This is a genomic window from Pseudonocardia sp., from assembly GCF_025465255.1.
Classification (GTDB): domain Bacteria; phylum Actinomycetota; class Actinomycetes; order Mycobacteriales; family Pseudonocardiaceae; genus Pseudonocardia.
In genome coordinates this window covers 1-18,940 of sequence record NZ_JAODNI010000105.1, presented here as the reverse complement: position 1 = coordinate 18,940, position 18,940 = coordinate 1, and the positions used below count along the sequence as shown (strand labels likewise).

The 18,940-nt window shown below is 70.8% G+C and carries 19 protein-coding genes and 1 pseudogene; 9 read left to right on the top strand and 11 right to left on the bottom strand.

Going from position 1 to position 18,940, the window contains the following annotated elements:
• Positions 1-649: 649 nt before the first annotated feature.
• Positions 650-862, bottom strand: a pseudogene (locus JWP64_RS11745) (tautomerase family protein); the annotation flags it as partial.
• 73 nt (positions 863-935) lie between these two features.
• Entirely contained in the window at positions 936-2,279 is a 1,344-nt protein-coding gene (locus JWP64_RS11740; RefSeq protein ID WP_297495793.1) for an MFS transporter, read from the bottom strand.
• A gap of 259 nt (positions 2,280-2,538) precedes the next feature.
• Between JWP64_RS11740 and JWP64_RS11735 the strand changes: the two genes are divergently transcribed.
• The 5 genes from JWP64_RS11735 to JWP64_RS11715 all read left to right on the top strand — a co-directional run bounded on the left by JWP64_RS11735 (position 2,539) and on the right by JWP64_RS11715 (position 5,776).
• On the top strand, positions 2,539-3,129 hold the full coding sequence (locus JWP64_RS11735; protein WP_297495791.1) for a hypothetical protein: 591 nt from the start codon (positions 2,539-2,541) through the stop codon (positions 3,127-3,129).
• Positions 3,130-3,155: 26 nt separating this feature from the next.
• The gene (locus JWP64_RS11730) at positions 3,156-3,968 is read left to right on the top strand and encodes an IclR family transcriptional regulator (RefSeq protein ID WP_297495789.1); all 813 of its coding nucleotides are present in this window, start codon (positions 3,156-3,158) and stop codon (positions 3,966-3,968) included.
• A gap of 314 nt (positions 3,969-4,282) precedes the next feature.
• Positions 4,283-4,606: a hypothetical protein gene (locus JWP64_RS11725; RefSeq protein ID WP_297495787.1), complete on the top strand. Its 324-nt coding sequence runs from the start codon at positions 4,283-4,285 to the stop codon at positions 4,604-4,606.
• 505 nt (positions 4,607-5,111) lie between these two features.
• Positions 5,112-5,318 carry a DUF6290 family protein gene (locus JWP64_RS11720; RefSeq protein ID WP_297495784.1) on the top strand — a complete coding sequence of 69 codons (207 nt, stop codon included), beginning with the start codon at positions 5,112-5,114 and terminating at the stop codon, positions 5,316-5,318.
• Positions 5,319-5,320: 2 nt separating this feature from the next.
• Complete coding sequence (locus JWP64_RS11715; RefSeq protein WP_297495782.1) at positions 5,321-5,776, top strand: type II toxin-antitoxin system death-on-curing family toxin; 456 nt, start codon at positions 5,321-5,323, stop codon at positions 5,774-5,776.
• A 12-nt stretch (positions 5,777-5,788) separates the two neighbouring features.
• Here the strand turns inward: JWP64_RS11715 and JWP64_RS11710 are convergent, their stop codons facing one another.
• From JWP64_RS11710 to JWP64_RS11690, 5 genes are all read right to left on the bottom strand, one after another.
• Positions 5,789-6,142 (bottom strand): hypothetical protein, encoded by a 354-nt coding sequence (locus JWP64_RS11710; RefSeq protein ID WP_297495780.1) that lies wholly within the window; start codon positions 6,140-6,142, stop codon positions 5,789-5,791.
• Positions 6,143-6,325: 183 nt separating this feature from the next.
• On the bottom strand, positions 6,326-8,407 hold the full coding sequence (locus JWP64_RS11705) for a xanthine dehydrogenase family protein molybdopterin-binding subunit (protein ID WP_297495778.1): 2,082 nt from the start codon (positions 8,405-8,407) through the stop codon (positions 6,326-6,328).
• Positions 8,404-9,396, bottom strand: a complete 993-nt coding sequence (locus tag JWP64_RS11700; RefSeq protein WP_297495777.1) for a xanthine dehydrogenase family protein subunit M — start codon at positions 9,394-9,396, stop codon at positions 8,404-8,406. Before JWP64_RS11700 ends, JWP64_RS11705 begins: the two co-directional genes overlap by 4 nt.
• A complete protein-coding gene (locus JWP64_RS11695; protein ID WP_297495775.1) occupies positions 9,393-9,896 on the bottom strand; it encodes a 2Fe-2S iron-sulfur cluster-binding protein in 504 nt (167 codons plus the stop codon). The genes JWP64_RS11700 and JWP64_RS11695 overlap by 4 nt, the downstream gene beginning before the upstream one ends.
• A 713-nt stretch (positions 9,897-10,609) precedes the next feature.
• Entirely contained in the window at positions 10,610-11,017 is a 408-nt protein-coding gene (locus JWP64_RS11690; RefSeq protein WP_297495773.1) for a hypothetical protein, read from the bottom strand.
• A gap of 672 nt (positions 11,018-11,689) precedes the next feature.
• Between JWP64_RS11690 and JWP64_RS11685 the strand changes: the two genes are divergently transcribed.
• Entirely contained in the window at positions 11,690-12,169 is a 480-nt protein-coding gene (locus JWP64_RS11685) for a transposase (protein WP_297495772.1), read from the top strand.
• A 547-nt stretch (positions 12,170-12,716) separates the two neighbouring features.
• On the top strand, positions 12,717-13,025 hold the full coding sequence (locus JWP64_RS11680) for a hypothetical protein (protein WP_297495770.1): 309 nt from the start codon (positions 12,717-12,719) through the stop codon (positions 13,023-13,025).
• A gap of 471 nt (positions 13,026-13,496) precedes the next feature.
• Here JWP64_RS11680 and JWP64_RS11675 read toward each other — a convergent pair whose 3' ends face one another.
• The 3 genes from JWP64_RS11675 to JWP64_RS11665 all read right to left on the bottom strand — a co-directional run bounded on the left by JWP64_RS11675 (position 13,497) and on the right by JWP64_RS11665 (position 16,137).
• Complete coding sequence (locus JWP64_RS11675; RefSeq protein WP_297495768.1) at positions 13,497-14,117, bottom strand: DedA family protein; 621 nt, start codon at positions 14,115-14,117, stop codon at positions 13,497-13,499.
• A gap of 314 nt (positions 14,118-14,431) precedes the next feature.
• Positions 14,432-14,908, bottom strand: a complete 477-nt coding sequence (locus tag JWP64_RS11670) for a hypothetical protein (RefSeq protein WP_297495766.1) — start codon at positions 14,906-14,908, stop codon at positions 14,432-14,434.
• A gap of 842 nt (positions 14,909-15,750) precedes the next feature.
• A complete protein-coding gene (locus JWP64_RS11665; RefSeq protein WP_297495764.1) occupies positions 15,751-16,137 on the bottom strand; it encodes a DUF2267 domain-containing protein in 387 nt (128 codons plus the stop codon).
• Positions 16,138-16,837: 700 nt separating this feature from the next.
• On the opposite strand from JWP64_RS11665, the gene JWP64_RS11660 reads away from it, so the two are divergent.
• Entirely contained in the window at positions 16,838-17,518 is a 681-nt protein-coding gene (locus JWP64_RS11660) for a phosphatase PAP2 family protein (protein ID WP_297495762.1), read from the top strand.
• Positions 17,519-17,730: 212 nt separating this feature from the next.
• The gene (locus tag JWP64_RS11655) at positions 17,731-18,471 is read left to right on the top strand and encodes a phosphatase PAP2 family protein (RefSeq protein WP_297495760.1); all 741 of its coding nucleotides are present in this window, start codon (positions 17,731-17,733) and stop codon (positions 18,469-18,471) included.
• A gap of 257 nt (positions 18,472-18,728) precedes the next feature.
• Here JWP64_RS11655 and JWP64_RS11650 read toward each other — a convergent pair.
• Positions 18,729-18,940: winged helix-turn-helix domain-containing protein (locus JWP64_RS11650; protein WP_297495759.1), on the bottom strand; the 212-nt coding region annotated here is incomplete at its 5' end.

Below are 18,940 nucleotides of genomic sequence, written 5' to 3'. Positions count from 1 at the left end.
AGCGAGCGTCCTGCGTCAGGCGAGTTGTCCCCTGAGCCCGCCGTCCTGCCGGCACCAGCACCGGTGGATCCGCTCGGTGCAGCCCGGTCTCGGGCCGAATCGGCCTGCGATGAGCTCGAGATCAGTCGAAGCTCCGAGACGAAGGCCTGCATGGTCGGACCGCGCGCCGGAGGCCGCGCCTTGATCCTCTAGAGACGCCTCTGCAGCTCGCGGGCTGGACAGCGCGGCTGATCAGCGGGCTGATCGTCGGCCGCTGAGACCCGCGGACGACTCCGGGTCGCCGGCGGCGCAGCGAGGGCGGCGGTGCACACGGTGCTGCCACAACGCGGCGCGGCAGTGGCGCAAGACGTCACCAGTGAGGACCTGGCCCAGGCCGGGCCCGGGCGTGCAGCAGAGGGGTCGCCGCCACCCGGGACCGGTAATGCGCGACCACGGGCGTCTCGTCGGGCACCGACGACGACGCCTGGCCGCCACTTTCACTGCCACATGCCACGTCCGACGATCGCCATCTTCAAAGATGATCAGCTCAGCATGCCGTCCACGCGCCTCGTTCGGGTCCCTCGGCTCGGTCGTGGTGACCGAGGCGTGAGATCGGCGGCGGCCCGCCGAACCCGAGGGGTACGGCGGGCCGTCGGGTCCGCGGACGCCGCTAGTCAGGTGGTTGGGCCGCCCGCTTCTCGGCGAGGGTGACGTCGCCGTTGGCCCAGTGTGTCTCGGGCACCTCGCTGACGATGACCCGCACGGACTCGCGCGGGGCCTCGACGGACGCAACGACGGCATCGGTCAGCGAGCTGATGAGCGCACGGATGCGCTCGGGGCCCCGGCCTTCGCGCAGGGTGACCTGGATCAGGGGCATGGGTTCTCCTCGTGTGGTTGCAGGACGGCCGTACCGGCGCCCGGGAAACGGCCAGGGATCGAATCCCCGCCCGGCACCGTCACCTCGCGTCGGGGGTGTCCGGCACCCGGTTTCGCTGCGGCACCCCCGGGTAACCGTCCGGCGCGTCCTCGGCGGCCGTCGGCGTCTCCTGCCGGCCCGACATCAGCTCCCGGCCGCGCGTCTCAGGCAGGAAGAAGGCGACGATGACCGCGGCCAGCAGGTAGAACCCGGCCGTGGTCGCCATCGCCGTCCCCACGCCCAGGGAGGAGGCCGCGAAACCGACCATGGCCGGAGCGAAGGCGCTCGCGGCCCGACCGGTGTTGTAGACGAAGCCCTGGGCGAGGGCGCGCACCTCGGTCGGGAAGAGCTCGGCGAGGGCCGGGCCGAACCCGGAGTAGAACCCCGTGCCGAACAGTGCCATCACCGCGCCCACCGTGAGGATCAGCGCCGTGCCGTCGACTAGGACGAATACCGGCACACAGAGCGCGGCGAGAACGAAGTACGCGACGAACGCGATCTTGCGCCCGACGCGGTCGGCGACGTAGCCGAAGCTGACGAACCCGACCGCGGCACCGACCTGCAGGATCACGATCCAGGTCGTGGAGGACAGGACGCCCAGGCCTCGACCACCCTCCGACACCGGCGAGGCGAGGTAGTTCGGGATCCAGGTGAACAGTCCCCAGTACCCGCACATCGCCGCGGCGGCGAACAGGATGCAGACCACCAAGACCTTCGGGTTTCGCGTCAGCAGGACCCGCATCGCCTGCTTCGGGCCGAGGCGCTCACCGGCCTCCGCCCACACCGCGGGCTCGGCGGTGTGCCTGCGGACGAAGAAGGCCAGTGCCGCCGGCGCGACACCGACGATGAAGGCCCAGCGCCAGCCCAGAGCAGGAACAACGAGCGCGGTGACGAGTGCCGCAAGGGCGTACCCGGAGGCGAAGGCGCTCTGGACCCACGCGATGACCTTGCCCCGGTGGCGAGCGGGCCAGGTCTCGGTGACCAGGGCCGTTCCGGCACCCCACTCGCCACCCACACCGAGCCCGACGACGAGCCTCGCCACCAACAACATCGCCATGCCCGTGGACAGCCCGCACAGCAGGGTCCCGAGCGAGTAGCAGAGAATGCTCAGCACCATGGAGCGGGTCCGCCCGATGCGGTCGGCGAGGTAGCCGAACACGACGCCGCCGACGGCCGAGGCCAGGAGCGTGAACGAGGCGACCAGTCCCGCGGTCCCGCGGTCGGACCCGAAGTCGCTGATCACGTACACGATCACCATCGAGAAGATGACCAGGTCCATCACGTCGAGCATCCAGCCGAGATAGGCGCTCCAGAAGGCCCTCCACTGGTCTCGGGTCGCGCCTCGGTACCACCGGTTGTCGGTCGGGCTGACTGCGTCGCCCACACTTCCTCCTTGAAGTCGTGTCTCGCTCACCGATACGTGACTACATCTCAGCGAAACGCGTCGAGACGTTAACAGCCGTTCAGTCCTGCTGTACAGTGTAGCGATACGACCATCTCGCTCAGCGAGACAAATATGGCCTGGAGGAACCGTGACACTTCGCGCCCTGGTGCTGTTCGAGGACCGCATCCCGGCTGGGACGGCGCCGATCTACCTGCCTGCAGGTGACCGAGCGATCTACGTGAGGTCTGGCGGTGTGGGCGTGGCCGACGAGAGTGGAAGCCGCTTCCTCTGGGCCGGGAGCGCGATCACCGTGGACCAGGAGCTCACGCTGCTGTCCGACGACGAGGACACGGTGCTCTGGCGATGGGAGCTCGCCGACAATGTCGACGTCGACGTCGACGAGTTCTGCTTCCGCTCCGCACCGGCCGCCGCGAACACCTGTCTGCTCAGGTCGACCTGCGACCTGGACGACCGCCACACCTGGCTGATGCGGTGCGACACCGTGACCTTCCCGCCGGGCGGCGTCGCGCTGACGCACCTGCACCAGGGGCCGGGGATCCGGGTCGTCCAGGACGGCGAGATCACCATCGAGACCGAGGGCACGTCGAAGACCTACCTGCCGGGCGAGGCCTGGGCGGAGAAGGGGGTCCTGCCCGTGTTCGCGCCGGCGGCACGCGATCGGGAGACCGTGTTCGTCCGATGCTTCGTCCTGCCGCGCGCCGTCATCGGGAGCAGCTCGATCAGGATCGTGCGACCCGAGGACCGCGCCAAGCCGAACACCCAGTCCTACCGGGTCCTGGCCGAGCGCATCATGGCTCGGGCGAGGCCCCGCGCTATCGTCGGATTCTGATGAGCAGTCCTAGCGGAGCCGACGCGATGGCGATTCCGGTGCCGGCACTGGTGAGCGACGCCACGGACCAGACGCCCTCCGGCGAGATCTCACCCACCCTGCTACCGCTCGCGCTCCTGGAGGCCGTGCTCGAGCGGGAGGGCAGCTGGGGCGTGACCGAGCTGGCGGAGCACCTGGGCCTACCCAAGGCGCGCGTGCACCGACACCTCGCGAACCTGCGTGCCGCCGGCTACCTCACCCAGAACTCCTCGACGCGGAAGTACGAGCCCGGCTGGCGGCTCCTCGTCCTGGGCCAGCGCATCGACTCCGGCTCCCGGGTGCTCACGGTCGCCAGACCCCTCATGGTCGACCTCCGCGACGAGGTCGGCCAGACCATCGTGCTGTCGACGCTGACCGACAGCGGGGTCACCGTCACCGAGGTCGTTCCCGGCGGCTCGCCCATCGACGTCATCCTCAATCCCGGAACCCGGTTCCACTACAACAGCGCCGCCCAGGGCAAGGTCGCGCTCGCCTTCGCCACGGATCGGCAACGAACCGTGTGGACCCGGTTGATCAGCGAGAAGCGGACGTCCGAGACCGTGCTGGACCACGCCGTTCTGTGGGAGCAGGTGGCCGCCGTGCGCAAGCGGGGCTGGTCATCGGCACCAGAGGAGACCTTCCGCGGTGTCAATGCCGTCGCGGCCCCGGTGTTCGGCACCGGGGGCGAGGTGGCCCACACCCTCGCGCTCGTCGGCTCCATCCACTTTCTGCCCGACCCGCCGCCACCTGAACAGGTGGACGCGCTCGTCCATACCGCCCGTCGGCTGTCACGCGAGCTCGGTCATCCGGGGCGGGACTGAGCCGAGCAGCACCCACCTGGTCGAGAACGCGTTGACTGATTCCGAGCGGGCAGGCACCGGTCCGTGGTGCTCGTGCTGTGGGTTGTAGCGACCTCATGACCTGGCCGCAGCCGGGCGACAACAACCTGGACGGTTGGTAGCGCCTCTCGCGCTCGTACGAACGCGCGAAGGAATGGCGCGAGATCACCGACTCTGCGGCGGCCGCGCGCATACACCCGAACAGCAGCCTGGGCGCCGGCGACCACCTGTTCTCCGTGGTCCCGACCAGCCACCTGGCATGTTATGGCATCTGCCACGCAGTCGATCACCTCGACATGTACCTGAACGCCCTGGTGGAGAACAAGATGTCGTTCGCCATCGCACCGCAGTCCCTGGCCCGGTCAGGACTGCTCGGGGCGGCGCATGCCCTTTGGCTGCTCGACGCCCCCAGCCGTCGGGAGCGCCGGCTCCGCGGCCTGCGCATCGCCCACGAGGAGTGGCGGAACGAGCGCAACGCATACCAGGGGTTGATCGATAGCGAACAGGCCGCGCCCGGCATGAAGGACCTGGTCGAGGTGCGTCCGGAGTGGATGGAGCCGCCATCACGACAGGCGAGGCCATCGGCTTCCCCGATACCGCCGCCCTCGGCGGCTGCCTGACCAACGACGATGACCAGCACGTGCTCTCCGTGGAAGCTCTCGTGCTGCTGATCAGTCGGGCGTTTGACCTGTACAACCTGCGACGCGTCTCTCACACCGAAGGGCTCGCGCTACCCGTCCTGCCCGGCTGCTGCTGACCCCGGGGCCGCGGTAGTTCCGGCGGCGACACGACGGCCAGCCCTCACAGCTCTCGTCCTCGCATCCCGAGGGTGTGGCCGCCACGCAGCACCGTCGATGACACACCGGTCAGCGCCGTCGCGGGGGTCGAGCTGCAGCAGTGGCAGCCATCCCGTCCAGTAGACCGAGACCTGGGCCGCCTAGTGTCCGTGACAAGGGGGACACACGGCGGGCCCGGGTCGGTGTGTCGATCGGGTTTACGGTGTGCGGCGCCGGCTTCGCGACCTGGGCCGCGCGCGTCCTTGTCTTAGCTTTGGGGTCGAGCAGGAACGCTGCCAGCGCGTTGCGAGCCTCGCCTGCAGTGGTATCACTGCCGTACCATGAGGGCATGGCGATGACGGTCCGGTTCACCGACGAGGAGACAGAGGCGCTGCGCGCTGCCGCGGAGGCCGAGGGTCTGTCGATGAACGACTACGCGCGACGCGCGGTCCGCGAGCACATCAGTCGGCGCGCCCACAAGGTCAAGGTGGTCGCCTCGGCCGAGCGGGGCGCAGCGCTCTACGGCGAGGCTCTGGAGCGGCTGGGCAGCCTGTGACCGTGCCCGAGACGATCTTCCTGGATTTGGAGGATCTGGTGGAGATCGCCGAGATCGCGCTGGGCGGGCGGGTGCCGGTGCGCGACTACGGCCTGCTGGAGTCCGCCGCCGCACGGCCCCGCACCTCCGTGTTCGGCCGGGACGCCTACCCGACGGTGCTGGGCAAGGCCGCGGCCCTGTGCGAGTCCCTGGTGCGTAACCACGCCCTGGTAGACGGCAACAAGCGCCTGGGCTGGCTGGCCACCTGGGTGTTCTGCGACCTCAACGGGGTGACGTTGAGCCCCAGTCAGGACGAGGCCGTGGACCTGATCGTCGACATCGCCGAGGGGAAGCTGCCCAGCGTCGACGAGATCGTCGCCCGCCTGCACCAGTTCACCTCCCTCGCTAGCGAGGGTTCTTTGCCCGACGCTCGGCTCTCGCCCGATGCCAGCCCCGAGCTGTACCGCGATCCGGACTAGTGGTTCCGGTCGTTAGTTCGTCGGGGGTCTGAGGTCTTGCCAGGCGGTGGGGCCGTCGAGGTAGAGACCGCAGGCCAGGTCGAGGGCGTCTTGGCAGGTCCCGATGGGTAGCCCGTTGGGGAAGATCGATTCTGCGTAGTCGTCGTGGCTGGCCCGGTAGATCGCGACCCGCCAGTCGTGGGCGGACCCGACGTAACGCAGCCGACACAGCCGTAGTTCGGTGACCTCGTCGGTCGTCGCCTCGACGTAGGTGAACGCGCCGCGGTGACGAACACGCAACTCGGTGATCTGGGGCCACCGCTCGCGAGCACGGGCCGCTAACCGGTGCTGCACCGATGCCTTGGTCGACTCGGGGAACCTGACCATCACCGGGCCCATCCTGGCCCCCTGCCCCGACCCGGTCGAGCAGCGCGCGGAGATCGGCGCTGGCTGCGCAGCGCCCACGTCCAGGCCTACACCCCGCGCCGACGCCCGCGACGTCGAACCGGGTGATGTCCTGGTGGTCATGCCGGGGACACCTGTAGAGCGCCTCGGATTCGCGCTGGTGGTTCAGCGGATGTACTTGTCCGCGGTGAGTGGCAGGTCCCGGATGCGGATTCCGGTCGCGTGGTGAGCCGCGTTGGCGATGGCCGCCGCGGTTCCGACGATGCCGATCTCGCCGATCCCCTTGGAGCCCATCGCGTTGACGTGCGGGTCGTCCTCCTCGATCCAGATCGCGTCGATCGAGCCGATGTCGGCATTGGTGGCGATGTGGTAGCCGGCGAAGTCGTGGTTGGCCACCTGCCCGAACCGTGGATCCATGACGCTGTCCTCGTGTAGCGCCATGGACAGTCCCATGGTCATTGCGCCGACAAACTGGGAGCGGGCGGTGCGCGGGTTGATGATCCGCCCGGCGGCGAAAACGCCGAGCAGCCGGGGCACCCGGATCTCTCCGGTGTCGGCGTGCACGCGCACCTCGGCGAACTGCGCACCGTAGGCGTGCATGGCGAACCGCTCGGTATCCGGGTTGTCCGGCATCGCGCCGCCGGCCTCGTCGCCGTCCTCGGGGTCGGGCCCGTACTTCTCCCGGAACTCCCGGGCCGCGTCCACGACGGCCGAACCCCAGGAGGTGATTCCCGACGAGCCGCCGGCGACGGACGCCGGCGGGAGCGCGGTGTCCCCGATCTGGAGGTCGACCGCGTCCACGGGCACGTCCAGTGCGTCGGCGGCGATCTGGGTCAGCGCGGTCCAGGTGCCGGTGCCGATGTCCACGGCCGCGATCTCCACCCGGTACCGCCCGTCGTGGACGCGGCGGATGGTCGCCGCCGAACCCGGGATGCGGATCACCGGAAACGTCGAGGCGGCCACGCCGGTGCCGACCAGCCAGCCGTCCTCCCGGCGGGCCGCGGGGATGGGATCGCGGCGTTCCCAGCCGAATCGGCGGGCCCCCTCGCGCAGGCAGGCGACGAGGTTGCGGCTGGAGAACGGCAACCCCGACTCGGGGTCGACGTCGGGCTCGTTGCGGATGCGGAACTCGACCGGGTCCAGCCCGCACGCGAGGGCCATCTCGTCCATCGCCGACTCGAGTGCGTACATGCCGGGGCACTCCCCCGGCCCCCGCATCCAGGTCGGCACCGGGACGTCCAGCGCCGCCAGCCGATGAGTGGTGCGCCGATTCGGCGCGGCGTACATGCTGCGGGTGGGCACCGCGGTCTGCTCGGCGAACTCCTTGATCCTCGAGGTCTGTTCGATCACGTCGTGGGTGATCGCGGTCAGCCGGCCGTCGCTGTCGGCCCCGAGCCGGATCCGCTGGATGGTCGGGGTGCGGTAGCCGACGAGGGAGAACATCTGCTGGCGGGTGAGCGCGAACTTCACCGGCCGACCGGCGACCACCCGAGCGGCCACCGCGGCGAGCACGACGTTGGCGTGCAGCGTCTTCGACCCGAAGCCGCCCCCCACGTGCGGAGCGATCACCCGGACCCGGTCCGCGGGGAGCCCGAACAGCCCGGCGATCCCGTCCCGCACGAGGTTCGGTCCCTGGGTGGAGTCGTAGAGCGTGAGCGCGTCTCCCGCCCAGAGCGCCACGGTGGCGTGTGGCTCCATCGGGTTGTTGTGCTCCATCGGCGTCGTATAGGTCTCGTCGATGGTCACCGCGGCCGACGCAAACGCCCCGTCCGGATCACCATCCGAGGTGTCGGTGGGATAGTCGGGATTGACGACGCCCGGCGCGTACAGGTCGTCGCGGTCAGCGCGCAGCTCCGTGTCGTGCGGCTGCCGGTCATAGGTGACTCCGACCATGTCGGCCGCCTGCCGGGCGATCTCCGAGCTCTCGGCCACGACCGCGGCGACGAACTGCCCCCGGAAACCGACCTCGTCGGACTGCAGCACGGCCAGCTCCCGGTCATCACCGGAAACCAGCCGGGGCGCGTTGGCGGGCGTGAGGACCGCGATCACCCCGTCGAGGGCCTCCGCCTCGGTGGCGTCCACCGCCGTGATCCGCCCGCGGGCGATGCTCGACTGGACCGGGTGCAGATACACGCCGTTGTCGACCGGGTGCTCGAAGGCGTACGGCGCGGTGCCGGTGACCTTGGCGCGCCCGTCGAGCCGTTCCAGTGACGTGCCGATCGCGCGCGGTTCCAGCAGACCAGTCATCGCCCCTCCTCCCAGGTCAGCCCGCGCAGCACGGTGACCATCGTGTTGCGCGCCATCGGGATCTTGAAGGCGTTGTCCCGCAGTGGCCGGGCTTCGGTCAGCTCGGCGTCCGCGGCGTGGCGGAAGGCGTCCTCGGCGGCGGGGGCACCCCGCAGCGCCTCCTCGGCGCGGCTGGCCCGCCAGGGCTTGTGTGCGACGCCGCCCAGCGCGATGCGCACGTCGCGCATCACCCCGTCGACGACGTCCACCGCGGCGGCCACGGAGACCAGCGCGAACGCATACGACGCCCGGTCCCGCACCTTGCGGTAGGACGAGCGGGCAGCCATCGGCAACTCCGGCAGGTCAACCGCGGTGATCAGCTCGCCGTGTTCGAGCACGGTGTCGCGCTGCGGCTGATCGCCCGGCAGCCGGTACAGATCGCTGATCGCGAGGCTGCGCGGTCCGCTCGGGCCCTCCACCTGCACGACCGCGTCCAACGCGGTCAGCGCGACGGCCATGTCCGAGGGATGCACCGCGACGCAGTGCGGCGAGGCGCCCAGGATCGCGTGGTCGCGGGTGTAGCCCTCGACCGCGGAGCACCCCGAACCCGGCCGGCGCTTGTTGCACGGGGTGGTCACGTCCTGGAAGTACACGCAGCGGGTGCGCTGCAACAGGTTCCCCGCGGTAGTGGCGACATTGCGCAGCTGCCCCGACGCCCCGGCCAGCAGCGCGGCCGCCAGCATCGGGTAGCGCTGCCGGATCACCGGCGCGGCCGCGAGATCGCTGTTGCGCACCGTCGCACCGATCCGTACCCCACCGCCCTGCAACGGCTCGATTACGTCGAAGGGCAGTCGGCTCACGTCGACCAGCAGATCGGGGTTGGCCACGCCCAGCTTCATGTGGTCGACGAGGTTCGTTCCCGCCCCCAGGAACACCGCGCCCGGCCGACCGGCCACGGTGGCGACGGCGCTCCGCGCGTCGTCGGCGCGTTCGTAGTCGAACGGGATCACCGGGCCACCTCCCGGATCGCCGCGACGATGTTGGCGTAGGCGCCGCAGCGGCACAGATTGCCGCTCATCCGCTCGCGGATCTCCTCGTCGTCCAGTTCGACGCCGCCTGCGAGTTCCTCGCTCACGTGGCTGGGCCAGCCGGCCTCGACCTCGTCGAGCATGCCGACGGCGGAGCAGATCTGGCCGGGCGTGCAGTAGCCGCATTGGAAACCGTCGTGGTCGAGGAAGGCTCGCGCAACGGGGTGCAGCTCCTCGCCGGCGGCCAGACCGTTTGCGGTGATGATCTCCGCATCGTCATGCGCGACGGCCAGGGCGAGGCACGTGGTGGCGCGGCGACCGTCGAGCAGCACCGTGCACGCGCCGCACTGCCCGTGGTCGCAACCCTTCTTCGGGCTGGTGATGCCCAACCGCTCGCGCAGCGCGTCCAGCAGGGTGGTCCGCGTGTCCACGACCAGCCGGTATCGCGCCCCGTCCACCCGGAGCGTCATCTCCACATCCATGATCTGCTGCCTCCGTCTCGCGTGGTGTTGCGGTACAACGGGCTCCGAGCCATAGGGTCCGAGGTATCGCGCTACCTCACCCCCTCCCACGACCGTGGCTGGCGGCAAGGCCATCGACGGCGCGAGTGAAGGTAGGGCTGCGTGGCTACGACCGGGCATCAGTTAAATGACTCTGCTCTCGCCAGCTCTTCTCCCGGGATCCAGCGTGCTGATGTCTCGGCCGGCGCGGCGGCCTCGCGCCCAGGCCCCGCGGCGCTGCGCGGCTAGACATCCGCGTCTGCTGATCCGGACGGCTGCCAGGCAGCCCCGCGCTGAAGGACGCCTTGGAACACCCTGCTCGGGCGCCCGGCACGACACCCGCTGAATCTGCCCCCAACCTGGAGAACGGTCAACCCTCTCGCCCCCGGGACGGGGACCCGGAGCCCAGGCGGCCGCGCCGCTGGGCGTGCGGTGGTCGAGCTCGGGTACGTGTCTGTAGAGGGTGGCGCGCCGAGGAGGCCGCATGATCAACACACGGATCTCCTCCGTTCTGCTGATCACACTGGAGGGCCGGGTGCCGGCGGACGCGCTACCGCGGCCGCGCCAGTCCCGGCCCATCAGCGTGTACGACCGGTACTACTCGGGAACAGAGGGTTGGCCGGCCTCCGTGGGGCCGCTGAGCACGCGCCCTCGCTGTACTCGGAGATCGGCACGACGGCCGGGGTCACCGGACGCTACGGGCCGATCGACCGCGAGGCGGTCGGCCCGCTCGGCGACGGCATGGCGCAGTTCGTGCTCGGCCGGGACCCGATGGCCCATCGAAGCGCGCGGAGCTGGCGGACCTCGTCGGGGTCCCGGATCTCGTTGACTACCCGGAGGCGCGCGCCGAGTGCGAGTTGCTCGTCGAGCACCGACGGGCCGCAGCCGCAGCTCCGGGGCGGGGTCGGCTCGTCGCCGCGGCGCCACCGCCACCACCACGACGGCAGCGGCCGGTCGAGCGGGCGCACGATCACGACGTCGGCCCAGTCCGGATCGTCGAACGCCGCGGCGCGCCGACTTCGCCACTCCGCGGCGATGCGCCGCACCTCGGGCAGCTGGCGCGGGATGCTCAGCGCGACGACGGCCTCCTCGATCCACCGCAAGAGCCGACGCGGTTCTGATCATGTCCGAGGCGAGGACCACCTGGTCCCATCAGCTGATGATCATATTGCATGAGCTGGCCCACCTGATCTGCGAGCACCCTGGTCACGCCATCGACCACTCCTACCGGGCCGAGCACCAGCGGGAGTTCCACGAGATCTCCCCTCAAGCGCTCGCAGCCGTGCTCGGGGACGAGCCGCCGAGCACCAGAAGGAGGAGGCGAAGCCGCACCAAGTTCGGATCCTCGCTCTACAACGAAGCAGCGGAACGGGAGGCAGAAACGATGGCAACGATCATGAGTGAGTGGGTGCCGGGCTACGGCGGCTACGTCCCCCCGCCACCGAAGGATCAGCTGCATCCATCCTGGGCGACGTCACGGCCTGGTAGCGATGTCCGTCGAACTGATCCTCCTGTCGGCCGGCTACCTGCTGGCCTGGCAGGGCTACGAGGTGCGGCATCGGGTGAGCGGCCTCGAGCACATCGCACTCATCCTCAGCCTCACCGCGACGCTCGCGAACTCGACGTCGGCCAGGATCAGCGCTGCCCACCCGCACACCCTGCTTCGACCAGAGCGATGTATCTGCCGGTGTGATTCCCGCCGTTACAGGCCGTGTACTGGTACTTCGTCCGCTGGGAACAGGCCCAGGTCACCGAACGGGTCCTAGCCGTGGTGCGTGAGCAGGGTCCGCCGCCGCGAAGGGCGCAAACCCGAGCCCAGCGCCGGGCTCATCGACTCCCGGAGCGACAAGGGCGCCGACACCGTCAGCAAGGACTCCCGCGGCTACGACGCCGGGAAGAAGATCAACGGCCGCCAGCGGTTCATCGTCACCGACATCCTCGGGCTACTGCTCGCCGTCGTGGTCTGCACCGCCTCGATACAGGACCGCGACGGCGCGAAACCCGTCCTGCTCGACACCCATTTGGCCACCCCGGTGCGGTTCGTCTTCGCCGACGGCGCGTTCGCTGGACGTCTGCTCGACCGGGCCCGCACCATCCTGGCCACCACACTGCACATCGTGCGCAAGCCCGCCGACCAGCGCGGGTTCGCCGTCATCCCACGCCGACGGGCGTGGAACGGACCTTCGCCTGGCTCACCGCGCACCGCCGTCTTGCCCGCGACTACGAACGCGACCCCGCCGTGTCCGAGGCCATGATCCGCTGGGCCGCGATCAACACCACGACCCGACGACTCGCCCGCGGCCGCGCCGCCACCCGCCAACAACGACGCGTCTTCCCGGAACCAACTTGATCTTCTCAAACACGCTCTCAGAAGCTGACCCTCACCAGCTGCTTCCTCATCGACGTCGATGGAGATCATCGAGGTACAGCTGGCAGGTATGGGGAGACTCCAGCGGGCCGGAAGCGCGGTTTCGGGCTGGCGAGGACGACACGCACGCCGTCCACGGCGACGCTCGAGAAGGTGGAAGTTCTCGCGGCGGACCCTGACCAGGAACAGCACGATGAAACGCAGGGCTGCCTACAGGCTCGCCCGCACGTCAACCCCCAGGTACCGGTCTACCGGCCCTGGGCCTCCACCGTGGACGACCACCACCGTCGCCCCGAGACCAACCATGCCGCTGTCTGTGGGCACGACACCGGCCTGTGCCCAGCGCCGGCGTGGAGTTCCATCACGAGCACCACGCCGTTGAAGCGACTCTGCGCCGGCGCCTCGTCGCCCCGGCCGTCCCGAAGGAGGATTCGTTGCCTGACATCGCCTACGTCCCGCACGCCCTGGCCGGCCTCGTCCACACCGCCCTCCCCTGGGCGATGATCCTGTACCTGCTGGTCTTGCTCATGATCGTCCTGGTCGGCCTGATCGTCGCCATCCGCTCGATCCGTCACGGCGGCGGGGACGACGGCCACGGCCGAGGCGGGTGGGGCCCAGGCGGCCCGAAGACCCCGCTTCCGCCACCCCCGCCGTCGGGACTGCTGCTCCTCCAGGTGATCCCAGCACCTCGCCCGCTCTCCCACACTCTCGTGGAGTCCTCCGTGCGCGACTCGACCCCGTGACCGTGCAGCTGGGCGCGAAAGACGGAGGGCTGTCGCCCTGTTCCTCGGCGCCGGCGATGCCGCGGTAGCTCTGCGAGCCGTAGACGGCGTCGCGCGTTGCTGCGGGAGGGTGTACATGGGGCCTGGCGGGCGTCCTCTGAAAGGCTGACGCCTCGGCTGTCGAGGGTCTTCCCGGGTAGCAGCCGTGGTCCCTACCGCCTAGCTGGTCTGCGCGTCCACTGCGCCCGGCCACCGCCGTCTCGCGGTGGACGCAGGCAAGCGGTGAAGCTGATCCGGACGGAACCTCGCGTCCGCCGTCGGCGAAGCTCCAGCGGCAGTTCGTCCACATCGCGGGCACGCCTACCGAGGGCACCACCTTCGCCTCCGGCTACCCGGTGGCCTGCAGAAGCCTCCTGTCGGCCGGCCGTCCGCGATCTTCACCAGGCGGGATCCGGTAGCCCTTCCCTGCTGGTGTGCCGCATCGCCGTCGGACTATTCGTCACGATGTAGCCGAGCCTCGGCGCGTCGGCTCAGGTAACGGGTGCCGAGCAGCGCACCGACCACCAGGACGAGCGTGCCGACCGTCCCGGCCAGGCCCAGAGCACCCTCGGCACGGCGGTAGGCGGCACCGAGGAGATAACCGGCGCCGGCGACGCCGACGCCCCAGAGCGTCGCGCCCGCCACGTTGAACGCGACGAAGCGCCGGTACGGGATGCCGCTGGCGCCCGCGATCGACGGAACGAGGGTGCGCAGGAACGCGACCCACCGACCGAGCAGGACCGCGAGCCCGCCGAACCGCCGGACCAAAGCCTGAGCTGCGCCCAGGCGCCGCGCCGCGCGGCCGGAGATGCGGGAGAACAGTGCCGGTCCGAGACGAGCGCCCACTGCATAACCGACACTGTCCCCGGTGATCGCGCCGAGTACCGCCGCCGCCATCACAGCGACCAGCGGCACCCGGCCTTCGTGCGCGAGCACACCGGCGAGCAACACGGCGGTCTCCCCCGGTACGACGAGGCCCAGCAGCGTGGAGGCCTCCAACGCCGGAATGACGAACACCGCCAGGAGCAGGGCCCAGGGCGGCACCGCCGCCAACTCTGTTACGAGGAAGCTCACTGGTGCTCACCCTTCTCGACGAGACGACCCGGTCCGCCGATCCCGGCTTCGGCTCGCTCGCGTGTGCGGGGCATAGAGCTGACCTCGAGGTCCCTTCCTCGCGCCCCGCCCCTCGGTCGCCACCGCGGATCGACGGCTTCAGGACCTCGAGTCGCCATACCGCCGCCTGAGGACCCACAACGATTCAACGACTCAGATCACTAGCTCGGCTGCGCTGCCGGGCAGTCCGGCGGCGGCGTCGGCCGAGTCGGATGGAGTGCACGGTAAGAACCGCCGCGTTTGAACCGCGGTGGTCGGTACCACGTCTCGACCCCCTACTCCGGCCATTCGGAACCTTGGATCACCTCGACGAAGTCACCGCGCTGGAAGCCCGGCACGAAGTGCTCCAAGACGTCGGCCTTCACGTTGCCGAACGTCGTCTCCGGGCGGTCCTTGATCCCGTCGGTGAACGCTGCCAGGATCTGCCGCTTGAAATCCGGCCGCAGGTTCGCCCCGACGACCGCGGCCCGCTGCTCGTCGGTGATCGCGTGGTAGCCGATACCGAGCACGTCCAGCTCCACCCCCCGGGTGACCAGCGCGATCTCCGGCGCCACGTGCAGCGGGATCTCCGGGGTGGTGTGCAGTGCGATGCCGGTCCACACCCGCGCCGCGGCCTCCTCGCCGATGCCGTGGCCGAGCAGGAACCTCCGTGCCTCGTCCGCGCCGTCGATCTCGAAGCGCTGGTCCGTGCGCCGGTGCGCGGTCGGGCATTCCGGTTCCGGCTCTGCCGGGAACAGGCAAGGATGAACCACGGCGCGGGCCGTAGGCGGCCTGCCGGCCGGGCTGCGAGTCACCGCTCCAGCATCACCGCGACGCGCTGCTGTGCCTTCACGGCTAGCTTCAGACCCGCCCTCCCGCTGGCCGGAAACCCTCGGTGCCTGACAGCCGGAATGGGGCAGGGGCAGCGGAAGCAGCTGTGCTGCACAACTGGGAACGGCCTCGGACCTGGCTTCCAAGCAGCGTGACCGGCGTCCGTTCCCAGCTGCCGACGAGCCCGATGCCCGCCACGATCTCTGATCCGTTCGACCGCTCACCGACCGAGTCGCCCGTGTGGCGGGCGTCGGAGGCGGGGTCGGCACGACGGTGGCCGTCGCCCTCGGCACGACCGACCGTGACGGGTCACCGGTCGGCCCGCGCAGGTCCTGGTCTGCAGGGCCATCGTCGGGTCCCTGGTGGGCGCTGGCCGAGCCGCGTCGCTCCTGCCGACCGGAGCCGGACCGCCGGTCCTCGCGGTGAACTGCGTCGATCAGGCGAAGCCGAGCAGAGCGGTCCTCGACCGAGTGCACCTGGTCGAGCCGAGAGTGGTCAGTCGGGTTGGAGCGGGAGCTCGACAAGGATCGTGGTGCCGTCCCCGGCGCGGCTGTTGACCTCGACCGATCCGTCCAGTGCCTGTATCCGGTCGCGCAGGCCGATCAGGCCGGAGCCGCGCGGGTATCGGCGCCGCCAGCGCCGTCGTCGCGGAGCAGCGCCTCGAGCACCGTCTCGGCGGCCCGCAGCGCGCGACCGCGCTCGAATCCCGGGCTGGGCGGTGCGGTCGTCGAGGAAGGCGCCCGGCGGGAGCTTCGCGGGCGGTTGCTCGCCCTCGAACGCCGGCTTACGACGTCACGCCGATCGCCTCGTCGAGCAGGGGCTGGAAGTCCTCCGGGAGCTCGGCGCGCATATCGGTGTACTCCTTGGTACCGGCCCGCCACAGCGCCGCGAAGGTTCCCTTCACCACCTTCTCGGCGACGCGCCGATCAACCCCCAGGTGCTGCTGCAGTCGCTGCAGGAAGTCATCGAGGTCGAACTTCTCGGGCGGGCCCGCGTACTCGATGCACGAGCGCAGCTCCTCGGGCAGGCGCGGTGCGAGGTCCTCGGCCTCACCCTTCGAGATCCGCCGGGCCAGCGTCTGGAGTGTGAAGCAGGCGACGTGCCCGAGCGGCTGCCCGCCCGGGTTGCCCGCCACCTGCTGCACCGTCTTCAGGAAGTCCTGGTAGTCCATGGCCGCTCCTCGGCTCGGTGTCCCTTCCGCATCTAGGTGCCCATGGGAGGCCGGATGATGCGCACCGTGCCGGTCCGGTGCGCCGCTGCTCCAGGGGGCGACGGAGGCGGTCTCGTCCGGCCGCCGCGGGCCCCGGCTGGGGGAGCCGAGGTCAGAGCGGCTCCCGCCCGGCCGCAAGTGTTGTGCCGTCCAGGATGGCGGCGTCCGGCGCTGCATTCGGGCCGCGTCCGCCGGCATGACTTTCTGGCATGACGATCCGCGTTCGCTCAGGCCGCATCAGCTGCGGCTCTCCAGACTGGGCCGCTCCACCCCGCACGCCCAACAACGTCCCCCGTATTCGACCCGACGGGTCGCCTTGGATGCCACCCGGCAGCGGGTACGGACCTGCTGTGACCGACATGAACCGCACGGCGGCTCCCGAGCGATCCGACAGGACGGGGCGGCCCCGCCCGCGCGCCCTTCGCGGTGGTGGCACCGCCGGCCGTACGGCAGGCCCGCCATGACGTCCTCGCCGCCCCCCGGGCCGGCTGATCCGGACCGCTGACGGCGAGGGCTGACGGAACCCCCCGCGGGGGCGCCGACGATGACGGCGGATCCGGAAGGTCGTCCGACGCGCAGCGGGAGCGCACACGGCACGGCACGGCCGGGCCCCGAGCTGCGTGCCGGGACGCGGCGGTGCGGACGCCCGCTTCTCGAGACAATGCTCGTGCTGTTCCCGCTGGCCCCCTACGAACTGCTGGCCACCGCGAGCGCGAGGCGCGCCGGAGACGCCGTCCGGCACGCCGAGGCCCTGCAGGCCATGGAGCGGCAGGCGCACCTCGCCGTGGAGCCGCACCTCCACCGCGCGGCGGCCGCGCATCCGACGCTGATGACCCTCGCCCTCCACTACTACGGGGTGATGCACTTCGCGGTCACGGCCGGAGCCGCCCTGCTGCTGGCGCTGTGCACGCGAGCGAGGTGGGCCGCGACGCGCACCGCCTTCCTGGTGAGCTCGCTCGTGGGCGTCACGGTGTTCTGGCTCTACCCCGTGGCCCCACCCAACCTCCTCCCCGGCACCGGCTTCGGCGGGGCCGCGACCTCCCATCCCGGCAACCCGTTCGGTGCCATGCCCTCGCTCCACGTGGCGTGGGCGCTGTGGGCGGCCGCGCTGGTCGTCGCGGCCGGGGCGACCGGCGGCCGCGTGCGGACCGCCGCCCTCGCGGCCGGCGGCCTGCACGTGGCGATCACGGTGCTGGTCGTCCTGGTCACCGGCCATCACTGGCTGGTCGACGTGATCGGCGGCCTGGTGGTCGTGGGGCTCGGCGCCGCCGCGGGGGCCGCCCACCGACTCGGCCGCTGGTGGGGCGCCGCGCCGGTCCCGGCGCAGCGGGCCTCGTCCTGATCACGCCTGATCAACTCGCTGATCACGATCCCTGATCGACGGCCGGGTCGGCGCCCGGGCCGGATTTCGGGCATCCGGCGACCGTCCCGCATGCTGTGCCGGTGACACTGCACAACGACCGCCCCCCGGGGTTCGGCCGTCGGCCCGCCGTGCCTCTCTCCGCGTGGCTCCGCGGTCCCGCCCGCCGATTCGGGCGGGGACGCGCGGGAGCCGTGGGCAGGGTTCTCGTCGAGAGCGCGCTGATGGTCACCCCCCTGATGCTGAACAACCTGCTCCCCCCGAGCGGTGAACGGACCGCCGGGTCCGCCGTCGCGCACGCCATGCAGGTGATGGACGTCGAGCGGCTACTGGGGCTCGACGTCGAGCCCGCGCTCACCGGGTTCCTGGGAGCGCACCGGGCCCTGTTCGACGGCGCGCTGACCTACTACTCGGTGATGCACTTCGCGGTCACCGCCGCGGCCGCCGTGATCCTCGCACTCGTCCGGCCGCAGCTGTGGGCCCGGATGCGCACGACGTTCGTCGCGGGCTCGCTCGCCGCGCTCGTCGTCTCCCGGCTCTGGCCGCTGGCGCCCCCGAACCTGCTGACCGGGGCCGGCTTCGACGCCGTCGCCGCGGCGTCCCACCCACCCAACCCCTACGCCGCGATGCCGTCGCTGCACACCGCGTGGGCCCTGTGGTCGGTCCTGGCCCTGATCCTCGCCGCCCGCCCCTACGACCGCCGCCTGCGCGCACTCGCCGCCGCGGCCGGCGGCACCCACCTCGGCGTGATCGTGCTGATCGTGCTGTCCACCGGGCACCACTTCGTGCTCGACGTCCTCGGCGGCGTCGGCGTCATTGCGCTCGGCGCCGGGGTGGCCGCGGCGCAACGGCGGCGAGGGAGCGCGCCGGGACGGTGGAGAGTCCGGTGGCCCCGCCGTCGGCAGGCCTGCTCGGCGTCGGCGATCTCACCCTGACCGTCCGGCTCATCCGCTGACCAGCACCGTCATCCGGCGGGGCGGAGCGTACGAGGGGCACGATGGCCCGGGGTCGGTTGGGCTTCAGCGTCCGCCCGGCGACGAGGACCGCAGCGTCGGTGGAACGCGGTTGCAGGGCGATCAGGTCGACGGGGTGTGCCGCTGTACCACCTGCGGAAGATCGCCGACCACGGCTCGATCACCACAACCCAACGTCATCTCCACCCTGACCAGCAAGCTAACCGGTCACGTCTTCCTCAGGTCTCGAGGCGGTAGCCCATCCCGGGTTCGGTCACCAGGTGCCTGGGGTGCGCGGGGTCGGCCTCGAGCTTGCGGCGTAGTTGGGCGAGGTAGACGCGTAGGTAGTTGGTGCGGTCCTCGTGTCGGGGGCCCCACACGTGGCGGAGCATCTCCCGCTGCCCGATGAGCTTGCCGCGGTGCCGAACGAGCATCTCGAGCATCCCCCACT

Coding starts and splice junctions, on each gene's coding strand:
- JWP64_RS11725 (WP_297495787.1), top strand. CDS start 4,283: ATGTACCTGAACGCCCTGGTGGAGAACAAGATGTCGTTCGCCATCGCA.
- JWP64_RS11660 (WP_297495762.1), top strand. CDS start 16,838: ATGCTCGTGCTGTTCCCGCTGGCCCCCTACGAACTGCTGGCCACCGCG.
- JWP64_RS11710 (WP_297495780.1), bottom strand. CDS start 6,142: ATGGTCAGGTTCCCCGAGTCGACCAAGGCATCGGTGCAGCACCGGTTA.
- JWP64_RS11705 (WP_297495778.1), bottom strand. CDS start 8,407: ATGACTGGTCTGCTGGAACCGCGCGCGATCGGCACGTCACTGGAACGG.
- JWP64_RS11665 (WP_297495764.1), bottom strand. CDS start 16,137: ATGGACTACCAGGACTTCCTGAAGACGGTGCAGCAGGTGGCGGGCAAC.
- JWP64_RS11730 (WP_297495789.1), top strand. CDS start 3,156: ATGGCGATTCCGGTGCCGGCACTGGTGAGCGACGCCACGGACCAGACG.
- JWP64_RS11720 (WP_297495784.1), top strand. CDS start 5,112: ATGGCGATGACGGTCCGGTTCACCGACGAGGAGACAGAGGCGCTGCGC.
- JWP64_RS11695 (WP_297495775.1), bottom strand. CDS start 9,896: ATGGATGTGGAGATGACGCTCCGGGTGGACGGGGCGCGATACCGGCTG.